Consider the following 14800-nt stretch of genomic DNA (forward strand, 5'->3'; position numbering starts at 1 on the left):
GCTCTTGTTTTTAATTTATTCAACACCATATCTTTAAAGCATTTCTAATCAACTTTAGCTACATAATGCTATTTTTATGAGCGAGATCTCATTTTTCTGTTTTAAATGAAGATCTTTTTATTGAGGTAGTTTGATGTTTAGCAGAGTCTGGTATAGTAGCGCAGGTAATAAACAGTGCTTTTTAAGCAGCTTAATACAAAATTGCTAATTAATGTGTCCTAAAGGTTAATTCAAAGAATACATTAATTATCAATTGTAAAAAATGGGTTAGCCGATGCACGGCTAGCAAAAAAACACATTGTAACGGTTTTATCATGATATCTAATTTATTTACCAAGATTTTTGGTAGTCGCAATGACCGCACTATTAAAAACCTAAGAAAGACGGTCGCATTGATCAATGCACTTGAAACGCAACTAGAAGCGCTTTCAGATGAAGATTTAAAAGCTAAAACAGCTGAGTTTAGAGAACGTTACGATAACGGACAAAGCCTAAGCGATATTCTACCAGAAGCATTTGCTGTGGTACGTGAGGCGTCAAAGCGTGTAAACGGTATGCGTCACTTCGACGTGCAATTATTAGGTGGTATGGTTTTACAACAAGGCCGTATTGCAGAAATGCGTACTGGTGAAGGTAAAACTCTAACCGCGACACTTCCAGCATATTTAAATGGCTTAACAGGTAAAGGCGTTCATGTCATTACCGTAAATGACTACTTGGCTAAGCGTGATGCTGAAACCAACCGTCCACTATTTGAGTTTTTAGGCTTAACCGTTGGTTGTAATGTTCCGGGCATGATGCCACAACAGAAAAAACAAGCTTATGCAGCTGACATCACTTACGGTACCAATAACGAGTTTGGTTTTGACTACCTACGTGACAACATGGCATTTAGCATTGATGAGCGCGTTCAACGCCCATTATTTTATGCCGTAGTGGATGAAGTGGATTCAATCCTAATTGATGAAGCGCGAACGCCGCTTATTATTTCAGGCCCAGCTGAAGACAGCTCAGAGCTTTACACTGAAATAAATACCATTGTTCCTTTACTTGAACTACAAGAAAAAGAAGATGAGGAAGGGATTGAAGGTGATGGCGATTTCACTATCGATGAAAAATCTAAGCAAGTTCACCTAACTGAGCGTGGGCAAATAAAAGTTGAAGAGCTACTTACAGAGCGCGGCTTAATTGAAGAAGGTGATTCACTGTACTCAGCAGCGAGCATCACGCTACTCAGTCACGTTTATGCAGCTCTTCGTGCGCACAAGCTTTACCAAAAAGATGTTGACTACGTTATTAAAGAAAACGAAGTTATCATTATTGATGAGCACACAGGTCGCTCTATGGAAGGACGCCGTTGGTCAGAAGGTTTACACCAAGCTGTAGAAGCAAAAGAAGGTGTGAAAATTCAAAACGAGAACCAAACGTTAGCTTCTATTACGTTCCAAAATTACTTCCGCTTGTACGAAACGCTAGCAGGTATGACAGGCACCGCCGATACAGAAGCGTTTGAGTTTCAGTCTATCTACGGTTTAGACACAGTTGTTATGCCAACCAATAAGCCAATGATCCGTGATGATCGCGCAGATTTGGTGTACCTAACGCAAGAAGAAAAGTACGAAGCCATTTTAGCAGACATTAAAGACTGTCAAGAACGTGGTCAGCCAGTACTTGTAGGTACTATCTCAATTGAAAGCTCTGAGTACTTGTCGCAGTTTTTACGCAAAGAAAAAATTAAGCACAACGTACTTAATGCTAAATTCCACGCACAAGAAGCAGACATTGTTTCTGATGCGGGCTTACCAGGCACAGTCACCATTGCCACCAACATGGCCGGTCGTGGTACCGATATTGTACTGGGTGGTAATTGGAATAGTGAAGTTGAAAAACTTGAAAACCCAACTGACGAACAAATTGCCGAAATTAAAGCCGCATGGAAGATTCGCCATGACGCAGTAATTGATGCCGGCGGTTTACACATTATTGGTACAGAGCGTCATGAATCACGTCGTATTGATAACCAATTACGTGGTCGTTCTGGCCGTCAAGGTGATGCCGGTTCAAGCCGTTTCTACCTATCGATGGATGATGCGTTAATGCGTATTTTTGCCGGTGAGCGCATGACCAACATGATGCGTAAACTAGGTATGCAACGTGGCGAAGCCATTGAACACCCATGGGTTAACCGCGCAATCGAAAACGCCCAGCGTAAAGTAGAAGCACGTAACTTTGATGTGCGTAAACAGCTACTTGAGTACGATGATGTAGCAAACGATCAACGTCGTGTTGTTTACTCTCAACGTAACGAATTGCTTGAAGAAGGTGATATTTCAGAAACGATTACCGCTATCCGTGGTGATGTGCTCGCGGGTGTAATTGATCAATACATTGCCCCACAAAGCTTAGCTGAAATGTGGGATGTCCCAGGGCTTGAAGAGCGCTTAAAGCAAGATTTCCTAATTGAGTTACCAATTACTCAGTGGTTAGCTGATGACAATAAACTGTACGAAGAAAAACTTCGTGAGCGTATTGAAGAAGCGGTTGAACAAGCTTACAAGCAAAAAGAAGAAATGGTCGGCGATTCTGTACTTCGTCAGTTTGAAAAAGCCATTATGCTTCAAAGTCTTGACCAACATTGGAAAGACCACCTTGCTGCAATGGATCACTTACGCCAAGGTATTCACTTACGTGGTTACGCACAAAAGAATCCTAAGCAAGAATACAAACGTGAGTCGTTTGAGTTATTCTCTGAAATGCTAGAAAACTTAAAAGTCGATGTGGTCGGTATTTTAAGTAAAGTGCAAGTTCGCGCTGAAGAAGATGTTGAAAAAGTAGAAGAGCAACACCGTAAAAGTGAAAATGCCCCTCGCGAATATCAACATGAAGAAGCAGAACACGTAGGTGGTGAAGCACCGCAAAGCGCTCAGGTTATGGCGCGTAGCGAGCCAAAAGTTGGCCGTAACGATCCATGTCCATGTGGTTCAGGTCAAAAATACAAACAATGTTGTGGTAAATTAAAATAACACCACTTTGTTACGTTAGATAAAAAGCGACGCTTGCGTCGCTTTTTTTATGCTATTTAAGGGAGAGGTAATGACTAAAGTAATCATCAATGTTGCTGTGGGTGTAATTAAAAAAAATAACAATTTGTTTATTTGTAAACGTGCAGATGAGCAACATCAAGGTGGGTTATGGGAGTTTCCTGGTGGCAAAGTTGAAGCCGGAGAAAGTGTGTTTCAAGCCCTAAAACGTGAACTGCTAGAAGAAGTAGGGCTGACTATTCATAGTTCAAGCGAACTTATCACTATAGAGCATGACTATGGCGATAAATGCGTACGACTTAATGTGCATGTGGTCAGTAACTTTAACGGTCAAGCTCATGGCGCAGAAGGGCAACCAAGCGAATGGGTGGGCATAGACGAACTTGATAACTATGATTTTCCTGCGGCCAATGTCGAGATTATCAGCGCCATAAAAACGAAATATAGCTAGTAAAAGTAACTAAAAAGCCAGTGAGCATGATGCTCACTGGCTTTTTATTTTGCGATTAATGGCTCTAACCGCTTAAGCTAATTTTAGCTCAAATTACCAAATTTTTACGCGATCTTCAGGCTTGATATACATTTTATCGCCCTCTTTAACATCAAACGCTTGGTAAAACTCTGGCATGTTCGACAAAATACCAATTACGCGATAATGACTCGGTGAATGTGAATCGGTCATTAAACGATTACGTAGCGCCTCATCACGGTATTTACGACGCCAAATTTGCGACCAGCCCATAAAGAAGCGTTGGTCGCCCGTATAGCCTTCAATAATGGGCGCTTTCGAATCACCCAGCGATAGCTGATACGCTTTATAAGCGACGGTTAAGCCGCCTAAATCACCAATGTTTTCACCCAGTGTCAGCTCACCATTAACGCTGGCATCTTCAAACGGTTTATATTGATTATACTGTGCAACTAAGGCAGCACTTCGCTGTTCAAACTGCTTAAGGTCTGACTCGCTCCACCAATTACGTAAATTGCCATCACCGTCGTATTTTGCACCTTGGTCGTCAAAGCCATGGCCTAACTCATGGCCAATAACCGCACCAATAGCACCATAGTTAACTGCATCATCAGCTTCTAAATTAAAGAAAGGAGGCTGCAGAATCGCTGCAGGGAATACTATCTCGTTATTCACTGGATTGTAGTAAGCATTCACTGTTTGTGGCGTCATATGCCACTCAGAGCGATCAACTGGCTTACCTAATTTAGCAACCATATCCGCATAAGCCCATTCACTGTAGCGAATATAATTACCAACCAGTTCATCAGGGTTAATCGCTAAATCTGAGTAATCTTTCCATTTATCTGGGTAACCAATTTTAGGGGTAAACTTATTGAGTTTTTCTTGCGCCGCCACTTTTGTTTCAGGGCTCATCCACTCAAGGTTTTCAATTGCCACTGAATAGCCTTTAATCACATTATCAACTAACTCTTCCATACGTGCTTTTGCTTCTGGCGGGAAGTTTTCTTTAACGTAGACTTTACCTAAAATTTCACCCAGTACACTGTTTGATGCATCAACGGCTTGCTTCCAAAGTGGTGCTTGCTCTTCAACACCACGCAACGTGGTGCTGTAAAAATTAAACTTCAAATCCACTAAATCTTTATTAAGTAGCTGCGCGTAATTACTAACAAAATGGAATTTTAAATAGTTTTGCCAAACAGCTAAGTCAGTATTGTTGAAAATCTCTGCAAATTTTTCAAAATAACTTGGTTGGCGCACAATTAACTCTTGAGCATCAACGCCAACTGCTTCGAAATAGGCATTTAAATCAAACTCACCCATTAGCGAGTTAGCTTCAGCTACCGTCATTTTATTGTATGACTTAGTTGCATCACGGCTTTGCACTCGGCTCCACTGTGCATCGGCAAGTGTCGTTTCAAGTGCTAATATCGCTTTGGCTGCATCAGCGGCATTATTAACGCCAGCTTTAGCTAAAATATCGGTGATATACGTTTGATAAGCCGCGCGAATTTTTGTGAATTTTTCATCATCTTTTAAATAGTAGTCGCGATCAGGTAAACCAAGTCCCGCTTGATAGGCATAAAGCGCATTTTCACTTGAGTTTTTAGCGTCATTATTAACATACCAGCCAAAAGGAAGATCGCCACCTTTAACTTGTAGCTGTGCCATCAGTGTGACCAACGCGGCTTTATCTTTCACTGTATCAATGCTTTTAATAGCTGGCTCAAGTGGCAAAATACCTAACTCTTCACGAGCATTTTCAGCCATATAGCTAGAATAAAATGCACCAATCTTATATTCATCTGAACCTGGTTTTGCACTACTATTAGCACTGGCGTTTTCAAGCACTGTTTTCATTGCTTTTTGCGATTCATCATATAACTGTGAGAACGACCCATAGTTAGACTTGTCGCCTGGAATCTCAGTTTTTGCTAACCATTGACCATTAACATGGTAATAAAAATCATCCTGTGCACGAACACTTTTATCCATATTTTGTAAATCAACACCTAGCGCACCAGGAGCCGCCACCGGTGCAGTTACTGTGGTTGATTCTGCTTTCATTTGTTGTGGCTGTTCGCCGCAGCCAACCAAACCTAACGCCAATGCAATACTGGCGGCAGTCATTGTTATTTTTTTCATAAGAATTCCGTATATTAATTAGAATAAATACGCATTTCATTAAGATTTGATAACTCAAAAAACAACAATAGGATGCAGTCTATTACCTGCTTAATGAAATACGCATCAGCTACAACCTAATTTAGGAAGCACTAGCTAAGCATAATAAACCTGATTTAAATAACAATGAAATCGAATATGTAACAAAGTATTTTGCGTTTGTTCAAAGCGTGAAAAAGAGCCTAGTGTGAGGGCTAGCTAGGGCTTACTTTTGCCATGTAAAGCTAAGCGCTGCAGCTTTTCTTTTAATGAAGGAGGAGCAGAATCGGCGATCGCATTCAAATAATCAGCCGTTTGCTCACTCATTTTAAGAGAGTTAGTCGCTTGGCTATCTGTCGCTTTAGAACGATTACTTAATCGTTGGGTTGCTTGTGGATTGGCGGTAATTTTTATTTGCCCAAGCTCTGCCATACCTGCGGCTCTAAAATGAGACTGCATATCCATTTTTAAATAATTAAGCCTAAGAGCAATAGGAGCTGAAACAGCTTCTATCATCAGTGTGCCGTCACGATAATTACTTACTCGACATTTATCGCCTAGCTTAGGCCCTAAAAAATCGCGTAACAGTTGTTGCTGTGTATCCAATGCTTGGCTTTTTCCCGCATAGGCTGCTAAACGATTGTTTAGCCCGGCCATAATGTCGGTTAATGGTTTTGGCGCATATCTATCTTTAGCCATATCACACCTTAAAAACCTCAAAGGAAAGTTTGCTTAAATTAAGCTTAATTTAAGCAAACAAAGTGGGTGTATACCAATTCGCTGAATTAAGTATTATTGTGGAAGGGTATTAAGCACCCGCAATTTGCATTTGCTCAATCAGCACTGAGCCCGTTTGAATACCACCACGTCGCTCTATATCGCCACCAATAGCTGAAATACCTTTAAACATATCTCTTAAGTTACCAGCAATAGTTATTTCACTTACTGGGTACTGTATTTCACCATTTTCAACCCAAAAACCAGCTGCACCACGAGAGTAGTCACCAGTCACGGTATTTACACCCTGCCCCATAAGTTCAGTGACTAACAAACCCGTGCCCATGGTTTTTAATAGTGCGGCTAAATCTTGATGGGTTTGTTCAACTAACCAGTTGTGGATACCACCGGCATGACCTGTTGGCGTCATATTCATTTTACGCGCTGCGTAGCTCGCTAGTAAATACGTTTGCAACTCACCACCGTGTATTATTTCTCTGTCTAGAGTTTTAACCCCTTCGCTATCAAAAGGTGATGATGCTAACCCTTTTAGTAGGTGTGGGCGCTCTGAAATATTAACGGTTTTGCTGAACACTTGTGTACCTAAGCTATCCAGTAAAAAACTGGATTTACGATACAGTGCGCCACCGCCGATTGCAGACACTAAATGGCCAAACAATGAGTTAGCAATATCGGCTCTAAAAATAACCGGCACTTTCATGGTACCTAGTTTTTGACTGTTTAGTTTAGCTAGGGTTTCTGCAGCGGCTTCAAGCCCAACACTTGCAGCATCTTTTAGCCCGGCTTGATCGCGGGAAATTGTGTAGGCTGAGTCGCGCTGCATATGCTCGCCCTCTTTGCCTATTACCATAGTGCTTATGCTATGGCGTGTTCTCGGGTAGCCTGCAATTAAACCATGACTATTGCCATACACTCGCAGCCCTTGATGTGAAGAAAAGCTAGCACCATCAGAATTCACAATTCGCTCATCCGCATTTAATGCGGCTTGCTCAGCAGCATGACATAAATCAATCCCTTGCTCAGGACTTACATCCCAAGGATGAAATAAATCTAAATCTTTAGGCGAAAACTCAAGTAATTCTTTATCAGCAATACCATTGCACGGATCATCTGAGGTGAATTTAGCAATATCTATGGCTTTTTCGACCACAGATCGCAATGTTTTTGGATTTAAGTCAGCCGTAGAGGCGGAGCCTTTGTTATTACCAACATACACGCTAATACCTAAACCACCGTCTTGATTAAACTCAATGGTTTCTACCTCGCCCATGCGCGTACTTACCGACAGCCCTGATGTGCTCGACATAGCAGCTTCTGCAGCAGTAGCGCCTAGTTTTTTTGCATGTTCGAGTACTTCAGAAACGGCATCTTTTACTTGAGAAATTTGCGAATAAATTGGATCTTGGTGTTGGCTTTTCATAAATTCTGTCCTGAGCCCTGAAGGCCATGTTGCACACATTTTTTATATTTAAATGCTAACACACTCACTGCACCACATCAGCTAATATTAATCACTAAAAGAATCGCGTATAATAGATAAAGTTATTTTTACTTAAGAGCACCCCATGGCGAAGAAAAAAGGCAAGCCTGCTGAAATTGAAGAAGAAATTATATATGTATCAAAAAGTGAACTTAAGCGCGAAGCGCAAGAGTTTCATCAGTTAGGGTCTGAAATTGCCAAAATGGGTAAAAAGCAGCGCGAACGCTTACCGCTTAATGATGACTTAAAAGAAGCAATGGTTGTTGCCGATAAAATTAGTAATAAAAGTGATGCATACCGCCGCCACTTAAATTACATAGCAAAAACCCTTCGTACAGTAGAAAACATTGAAGAAATTAAAGCGATCATTGATGTAATGCTTAATAAAAATAACCAAGCAGAGGTTATGATCAAAAAGATTGAGCAGCTGCGCAGTGATTTAATTGAGCAAGGCGATGACTTAATCAACGAAACAATTGAACAATACCCAGCTCTTGAGCGCCAAAAAATGCGCCAACTGGTGCGTAATGCGGCCAAAGAAGTAAAAGCAGAAAAGCCTGCGAGAGGCTACAAAGAGCTATTTCAGTATTTAAAAGACGCCATAATGTAACGCAGCCACGTTACATACTAAAAAGGTGCTACGGCACCTTTTTTTGTTGTAGATCAAAACCCCTTCCCCTTTCCTTTTTTACAATACGCAGCAACTTAAAAGATAAGGTGCGTGTGATGATTAAACTTCCTCAATGGGATCAAACTTTAATAAACAAATACAATGTATCGGGCCCGCGTTACACGTCTTACCCGACTGCACTTTCGTTAGCCGACGGCTATCAGCAACAAGATTTGATTAGCGCTATTGAATCATCGCAAACCCGTGCTTTGTCTTTATATATTCACATTCCTTTTTGTAGCCAGCTTTGCTATTACTGTGGCTGTAATAAAGTCATTACTCGCCATCAATCTAAAGCTGATACCTACCTAGATTTTTTAGCTAAAGAAATCGTGGCACAAGCGCCGCTATTTCAAGACTATCGGGTTGAGCAATTACATTTAGGAGGCGGTACTCCAACCTTTTTGACCGCAGCCCAAATGACTCGCTTAGTAAAGCTACTAGAGCAACACTTTAACTTTAGCGATACCTGTGAGCGCGGTATAGAAATAGACCCTCGCTCACTGGCTGACAATATGCTGATTGACTTAAGCGAGATGGGATTTAATCGTGTGTCATTTGGTATTCAAGATTTTAATGATCAAGTTCAACTAGCTGTTAACCGCCCTCAACATGTTGATGAGGTAAAGCAGTTAATTACCCAAGCAAAACAATTAGGCTTTAAATCAATTAATGCAGATATGATTTATGGACTGCCATTACAAACACCTGAGAGTTTTAAGCAAACTATTGAGCAACTGATTGCTTTAGACCCCGACCGTGTTTCAGTATTTAACTACGCTCATTTACCTGATCGTTTTGCCGCTCAACGTAAAATAAAAGATGCTGATTTACCCAGTGCCCATAATAAGCTCACTATGTTCAAAAATACCCTAGAGCAAATGACACAGGCGGGCTATCAATTTATAGGTATGGATCACTTTGCAAAAGTTGATAATGAATTGGCTATTGCTCAAAATAGCGGCCAACTGCATCGTAACTTTCAAGGTTACACTACCCATGGAGAATGTGATTTACTAGGCTTAGGGGTCTCGTCAATATCGCAAATAGGCACAGCCATACTACAAAATAAGAAAGAGCTAAAACACTATTACCAAACAATCGATGAGCAAGCAGGCAGTGCCATTAATAAAGGCATGCATTTAACCCAAGATGACCTTATTCGAGCGGATGCAATTAAACAACTTATTTGCCAGTTTGAGCTTGATATGAGCGTATTCGCGAACAGACATAAAATCAGCTTTAATGACTACTTTAAAGATGCCTTAGAGGCACTCGCACCATTAATTGCCGATGAAATGGTAACAATAGAAAACAACCTAATTAGCGTAACACCAAAAGGGAATTTATTTATTCGTATTATTTGTATGTGCTTTGATGCGCACTTACAAAAACAAATAAATGCCACTCGCTTCTCACGGGTTATATAATTTAAAAAATAGCGCGCATAAAAAAAGCAGACCTAGGTCTGCTTTTTTATGCTGTAAAATTTAAGTGCTAGTTAAAAACCACGTTTTCGCTGCCTTGGGCTGCTTTAAACTCAACAATAATTTTTTTACAGTCAGCTTCAATTTCATCACTCAGTGATTCTTCTGCGCGCCAGCGTGCGGTATCTTGCTTAAAAATTTCTTTTTTAGCGTACTTTTTGCGCGAATCGTGAGTTGGCATTTCTTTTACCACGTCGTACATTTTATAAATGCCTGGGTATGCAGTTGTTAAGTCACGCTCAGTATCAAAACTATATTGCGACATCAGCACCCAAATACGTAAACAGCCCTCAGAGTAATCACATTGCTTTTCATTCATCGCACGTGCAATTAAATGAATACTATCGGCTAGCTTTGCATTACGTTTTAAACGCGACTGCTTAAGTTTTTGCTGTTGCTCTGCCTGTTGTTTGCTAATTAGCTTTTTTTGCACATTTAGCTTGTAGAGCAACTGACCCGCATAAAATGCCAAGCCCGCTATAATAGCAGCACCTACAACTAAGGCTAAGATCACTGCTGTACTCATTGCGTATCCTTATTACTTATCTTCGTCGTCATCTAGCCATTCATTAGCTAGGTCGTTTGATAGGTATTGATCAAAATCTGAATTACTTTCTTCATCACTGAAGTCATCTTCAAATTCTTCTTCATCTTCAATGCCTAATAACTTACACAGCACTTGGTGACGCGCTATACGGCTATTAAAGTATTTAGCATCTTTACCCGTTAGCATTTCACCTTGCTCATGACGCTCAACTAATTTAAGCAAGCGCTCATCATTTTCAAGCGCCTCTAATTCTTGCTCAGGCGTTAACTCAGGCTCAATCGCCTTTTTAAGCTCTGCTACAGGCTTAAGGTTACGTTTCATTTCGACTTTTGGTTCAGCGGCTGGGGCAACTAATGGTACTGCTTTTTTACTACCAACACGTTTGTCTTTAGCAGCCGAACCTGTTTTTTGAGTGTCATTACTCAATGCATCAGGTGCATTACGTGAACCAGGCTTAGCGCCTTTGGTTTTCTTTACACGTTGCTCTTTCAATGCACGCATTTCTTTAAGCTTATCTTGGCTTAAACGAACGGGTCCATTTGATGGAATTTTACGTGACTTTTTCTTTCTACTCATATCTTGATCGTCTCACTTAAGAGGTTTTGAGCGAGGCGCAACTCAATGGGCATCGCGATGCTGGCCTAGCCAGAAGAATTCGGTTTGCGTTTTAGAGGTTGGGTTTCTCTATATACGCCAAAGCATATTTAGATGCTTTTTTTAAACGGGGGGTATTGTAACAGGACAAATAAAAAGGCGGTAGAGAAAACATCTCTACCGCCTGCTAATCTGAGCGCCATTATATGGACACTTCTCCCTTCGACTTTTTAGTCTTTATTATTTTTATTATTATTTCTTTATCCGTATTATTATTATTTATCTTCCGTGTAGCATTCCATTTTGTTTTTATTATTAAACTTCCATGAGTTTTTATTATTTTCGGTCTTTCCTGACACTTTTTTGTTATTTCCTTTAGTAGCACTCTCAATGTGCTATTCAGTCGTGCCGCGCTACGATCCTTATAACGTTTTCCTATTTGTTATTATTGTTGCGACAGGGGTTAATTTACTCGTTAATAATTTTGTTACAACTAATTTATATCTTTTTTCTTATGTAAAACATAACAAAAGAGGTTAAAAATCATAAATTACAATAAGTTAAATTGAAAAACAAAAATAAAATGAGACTTTTCTTACAATAGAGTATGGTCAATGTCTTACAAGTAAAGGGGCTTTATCGGTCATTGCAGAAACAAAAAAAGCAGCCAAGGCTGCTTTTTGTCTACTTAACATTGTATTATGTTAACAATATCTAAATAAATACGACTTTAGTGTAGACCGCCAAGGTATTTAGATAGTGTTTCAATGTCTTTATCAGTTAATTTCTGAGCAATATCTTGCATAACACCATTTAGGTCGTTATTACGAGTGCCATCTCTGAACTGTTCAAGTTGTGACTTGATGTATTCAGGATGTTGAAAAGAAATTTTTGGGAATTTAGCTAATGAAGAGCCATTGCCACGTGGACCATGACAAGCCGCACATGATGGAATTCCGCGTTCAGCGTCACCCGCTTTGTACAACATAGCGCCTGTTTCTTGAACATCTTTAGGTGTAGCACCTTCAGACATATTCAAAGAAGCAAAATAAGCAGATAAGTCTTTCATATCTTGATCGCTCAATGGCATTGCCATACCGCTCATTACTGGATTCATTCGACCTTCTTTACCGCCCGAAGTCATACCTAATTTAAATTCAGTAAGTTGCTTATATATGTAATCTGCGTGTTGGCCTGCAATTTTTGGGTAGATGTTAACCGGCGCATTACCGTCTGGGCCGTGACAAGCCGCACACGTTGCTGATTTTTCTTTACCTGCGTTTACATCGCCATCAAATGCTGTTGCGTTGCTTGCTGACAACGCACCAAGCAATATAGTTAAAGATAGTGCTATTTTTTTCATGGTGAATTCTCTGTTTCCGACCCTGTATCATCTACAATATGGATGTTGTGATTTTTATATTCTACACGATATTAAATTCTCTGGCACGTTTTCTACACACATTAAACCTATAAATTATAGGGTTTTGAGTAAAATTAATCGCTAAGCCAGTTAAAATGTACCATCAGCAACGGTTTTACATGCTCAAATACACTTTTTAATAGCTACTTTATAGTATAAAATACGCGCCACGGGTGAATTTGGTTTACCCAATGTTATTTTTTTTAGTTTTAGGAGAGCCTGTGCTCAAATCTCGTATCAAGTATAACACTGCGTCTTTTGTTACAAGCGCGCCAGACATCACTAAATTACCTGCTGATACGGGAATTGAAGTCGCGTTTGCCGGTCGCTCAAATGCAGGTAAATCAAGTGCGCTTAATGCCCTTACCGATCAAAAGTTAGCACGTACTAGTAAAACACCTGGCCGTACTCAGCTGATCAACACATTTGAACTTGCCGATGTCGATGACATGCGCCTAATTGACTTACCAGGTTATGGCTTTGCGAAAGTGCCAATTGAAATGAAAAAGAAATGGCAAAAGTCGCTAGGCGAATACCTACAAAAACGTCAAAGTTTAAAAGGTATTGTGGTGTTGATGGATATTCGTCACCCATTAAAAGATTTAGACCGTGATTTAATTAATTGGGCTGTAGGTAGTGAAATTCCAGTATTGGCACTATTAACTAAAGCAGATAAGCTCAAGCAAGGTCCACGTAAATCACAGGTACTTAGTGTTCGTCGTGAATTGAGTGAATTAGATGGCGATATAACAGTTCATGCATTTTCATCACTTAAAGGCACAGGCTTACCAGAAGTCGCTAAAAAGTTAGATGAGTGGTACTTAGGTCCAATCGTAGCAATTCCACCTGCTGACACAGAGTAATTACCCTAAATAAAACCGCTCATTCGCGGAGGTAATAAAATAGCCGAGCTCATCTGTTTCGGCTATTTCAACCCACTGATAAAACACATTTCTGGCAACTCGCGCAAAACAACCATAGGGTAATTGCATATAAGGCACTGCAGCGCCTTTGTAATTATTAATATATAGCGGCTCAGCACGACTTAGTAGCCAGGTACGCTGTAGATTATCAATACAACAAATAACATCGCCATCAGAGGTCGACTCACGATGCCAACTTACAATAATAAATGGCGCATCCTTAGCCTCAATCGCAATTTTCTCTACTGGCGTTTTTAAATAAAACTGTCCATCTTCGCGGCACAACACACTAGCAAACAGTTTTATCATGGCTTGGCGGGTAATTTCACTACCCGCATAAAACCATTTACCTTGCTCGTCAATCAGCAGTGGCAATTGCCCGCAATGAGCAGGCTGCCATTGTTCAAAAGGTTTACTTGGCTCGCTTAGTTGCTTACTAAGTTCGTTAAGAGAAATCACTGTTTTTTAAAGGTCAGTGCAAAAGTAACCGGTACCGCAGTAGCAATCGAAGGTAAGCCGGCTAGTTTTTGTAACTGCATTATCCCTTCGGTGACTTTAAAGTCATCGCTATTAATAATGATAGGTGTAAATGATGCAACGCTTAAATCCCCGTTTTCCGCACTACTAACAAGTACATCAACTGCAAGTGGCTTTTTATGACCATGAAAGTCTAGCTCGGCGCTAACACCTTTTAATACGTACTGCCCAGGCTGCTTAATAAGTGACAATTTATCAGATAAGTCAGCGGTTAATACTGCATTTGCAAAAGTGTCAGATTCAAACAAAATTTTGCTTAGGCGCTCGTTACGAATAGGAATAAACGTTTCAGCTGAGGTTAAATCAACATTTACGCTAAACTGACCTTGCTCACTCAATTGCCCTGATAACTGAGTAAAATGGCTTGCCTCAGCAATGCTATTTTTTTTAATTGAGACAAAACTTAATTGGCTTTTATCGTTAAGTAACTGCCAGTTTGCCGATGCAACACCTGAAACTAGTAAACATGATAAAGATAAACCTGCTACAGCTAACGTTTTAAACATAATGCACTCCTAAAATAAAAGATTTATACCCGAAAAAATAATACTTTGATCAGTCAAATTGAAAGTCACTAATACGCTGAGTTAAAAAGAAAACGCACAGTAAACTGATGGTATCACTTGAAACGCTAAGTGCAATTAGAGAATAAATTTAACGCTTTGGAGTAAAGCTATAAAAAAACGGCCCATCAAATATATGATAGGCCGATATAGCAAACTGGG

The 14800-nt window shown here is 40.1% G+C and carries 13 protein-coding genes; 5 read left to right on the forward strand and 8 right to left on the reverse strand.

Translation table 11 applies throughout. The features are described from left to right. The first annotated feature begins 314 nt into the window (after positions 1–314). Positions 315–3023, forward strand: a complete 2709-nt coding sequence (secA, locus tag AN392_RS06905; RefSeq protein WP_010390391.1) for a preprotein translocase subunit SecA — start codon at positions 315–317, stop codon at positions 3021–3023. A gap of 70 nt (positions 3024–3093) precedes the next feature. After that, on the forward strand, positions 3094–3492 hold the full coding sequence (gene mutT, locus AN392_RS06910) for an 8-oxo-dGTP diphosphatase MutT (protein WP_054202559.1): 399 nt from the start codon (positions 3094–3096) through the stop codon (positions 3490–3492). 93 nt (positions 3493–3585) lie between these two features. Here mutT and AN392_RS06915 read toward each other — a convergent pair whose 3' ends face one another. The 3 genes from AN392_RS06915 to pmbA all read right to left on the reverse strand — a co-directional run bounded on the left by AN392_RS06915 (position 3586) and on the right by pmbA (position 7834). Then, entirely contained in the window at positions 3586–5658 is a 2073-nt protein-coding gene (locus AN392_RS06915) for a M13 family metallopeptidase (RefSeq protein ID WP_055012273.1), read from the reverse strand. A gap of 237 nt (positions 5659–5895) precedes the next feature. Beyond that, on the reverse strand, positions 5896–6375 hold the full coding sequence (locus AN392_RS06920) for a DUF721 domain-containing protein (RefSeq protein ID WP_055012274.1): 480 nt from the start codon (positions 6373–6375) through the stop codon (positions 5896–5898). Between the two features lie 109 nt (positions 6376–6484). Then, positions 6485–7834, reverse strand: a complete 1350-nt coding sequence (gene pmbA, locus AN392_RS06925) for a metalloprotease PmbA (protein WP_055012275.1) — start codon at positions 7832–7834, stop codon at positions 6485–6487. Positions 7835–7979: 145 nt separating this feature from the next. Here pmbA and yjgA point away from each other — a divergent pair, with 145 nt between their 5' ends. Both yjgA and hemN read left to right on the forward strand, forming a co-directional pair. Continuing rightward, positions 7980–8504 (forward strand): ribosome biogenesis factor YjgA, encoded by a 525-nt coding sequence (gene yjgA / locus AN392_RS06930; protein ID WP_010390384.1) that lies wholly within the window; start codon positions 7980–7982, stop codon positions 8502–8504. Between the two features lie 116 nt (positions 8505–8620). After that, the gene (gene hemN / locus AN392_RS06935) at positions 8621–9994 is read left to right on the forward strand and encodes an oxygen-independent coproporphyrinogen III oxidase (RefSeq protein ID WP_010390381.1); all 1374 of its coding nucleotides are present in this window, start codon (positions 8621–8623) and stop codon (positions 9992–9994) included. Between the two features lie 67 nt (positions 9995–10061). On the opposite strand, the gene AN392_RS06940 is transcribed toward hemN, so the two are convergent. The 3 genes from AN392_RS06940 to AN392_RS06955 form a co-directional block, all read right to left on the reverse strand. Continuing rightward, positions 10062–10577 carry a DUF2489 domain-containing protein gene (locus AN392_RS06940; RefSeq protein WP_010390378.1) on the reverse strand — a complete coding sequence of 172 codons (516 nt, stop codon included), beginning with the start codon at positions 10575–10577 and terminating at the stop codon, positions 10062–10064. A gap of 12 nt (positions 10578–10589) precedes the next feature. Then, a complete protein-coding gene (yihI, locus tag AN392_RS06945) occupies positions 10590–11174 on the reverse strand; it encodes a Der GTPase-activating protein YihI (RefSeq protein ID WP_008112715.1) in 585 nt (194 codons plus the stop codon). A 748-nt stretch (positions 11175–11922) separates the two neighbouring features. Further along, positions 11923–12555, reverse strand: a complete 633-nt coding sequence (locus AN392_RS06955) for a cytochrome c (RefSeq protein WP_010390373.1) — start codon at positions 12553–12555, stop codon at positions 11923–11925. A gap of 281 nt (positions 12556–12836) precedes the next feature. On the opposite strand from AN392_RS06955, the gene yihA reads away from it, so the two are divergent. Beyond that, on the forward strand, positions 12837–13478 hold the full coding sequence (gene yihA / locus AN392_RS06960; RefSeq protein ID WP_041709727.1) for a ribosome biogenesis GTP-binding protein YihA/YsxC: 642 nt from the start codon (positions 12837–12839) through the stop codon (positions 13476–13478). Here yihA and AN392_RS06965 read toward each other — a convergent pair whose 3' ends face one another. Both AN392_RS06965 and AN392_RS06970 read right to left on the reverse strand, forming a co-directional pair. Further along, on the reverse strand, positions 13479–13997 hold the full coding sequence (locus AN392_RS06965; protein WP_055012276.1) for a DUF1285 domain-containing protein: 519 nt from the start codon (positions 13995–13997) through the stop codon (positions 13479–13481). Next, positions 13994–14581: a YceI family protein gene (locus AN392_RS06970; protein WP_055012277.1), complete on the reverse strand. Its 588-nt coding sequence runs from the start codon at positions 14579–14581 to the stop codon at positions 13994–13996. Before AN392_RS06970 ends, AN392_RS06965 begins: the two co-directional genes overlap by 4 nt. Positions 14582–14800: the final 219 nt, after the last annotated feature.

This window comes from Pseudoalteromonas sp. P1-16-1b (assembly GCF_001401785.1).
In the GTDB taxonomy this organism is placed as follows: domain Bacteria; phylum Pseudomonadota; class Gammaproteobacteria; order Enterobacterales; family Alteromonadaceae; genus Pseudoalteromonas; species Pseudoalteromonas undina.

Bases quoted from the DNA above. Each gene is read 5' to 3' on its own strand.
- mutT (WP_054202559.1), top strand. From the start codon at position 3,094: ATGACTAAAGTAATCATCAATGTTGCTGTGGGTGTAATTAAAAAAAAT.
- AN392_RS06955 (WP_010390373.1), bottom strand. From the start codon at position 12,555: ATGAAAAAAATAGCACTATCTTTAACTATATTGCTTGGTGCGTTGTCA.
- AN392_RS06915 (WP_055012273.1), bottom strand. From the start codon at position 5,658: ATGAAAAAAATAACAATGACTGCCGCCAGTATTGCATTGGCGTTAGGT.
- AN392_RS06920 (WP_055012274.1), bottom strand. From the start codon at position 6,375: ATGGCTAAAGATAGATATGCGCCAAAACCATTAACCGACATTATGGCC.
- hemN (WP_010390381.1), top strand. From the start codon at position 8,621: ATGATTAAACTTCCTCAATGGGATCAAACTTTAATAAACAAATACAAT.
- AN392_RS06940 (WP_010390378.1), bottom strand. From the start codon at position 10,577: ATGAGTACAGCAGTGATCTTAGCCTTAGTTGTAGGTGCTGCTATTATA.
- yihI (WP_008112715.1), bottom strand. From the start codon at position 11,174: ATGAGTAGAAAGAAAAAGTCACGTAAAATTCCATCAAATGGACCCGTT.
- secA (WP_010390391.1), top strand. From the start codon at position 315: ATGATATCTAATTTATTTACCAAGATTTTTGGTAGTCGCAATGACCGC.
- pmbA (WP_055012275.1), bottom strand. From the start codon at position 7,834: ATGAAAAGCCAACACCAAGATCCAATTTATTCGCAAATTTCTCAAGTA.
- AN392_RS06970 (WP_055012277.1), bottom strand. From the start codon at position 14,581: ATGTTTAAAACGTTAGCTGTAGCAGGTTTATCTTTATCATGTTTACTA.
- yjgA (WP_010390384.1), top strand. From the start codon at position 7,980: ATGGCGAAGAAAAAAGGCAAGCCTGCTGAAATTGAAGAAGAAATTATA.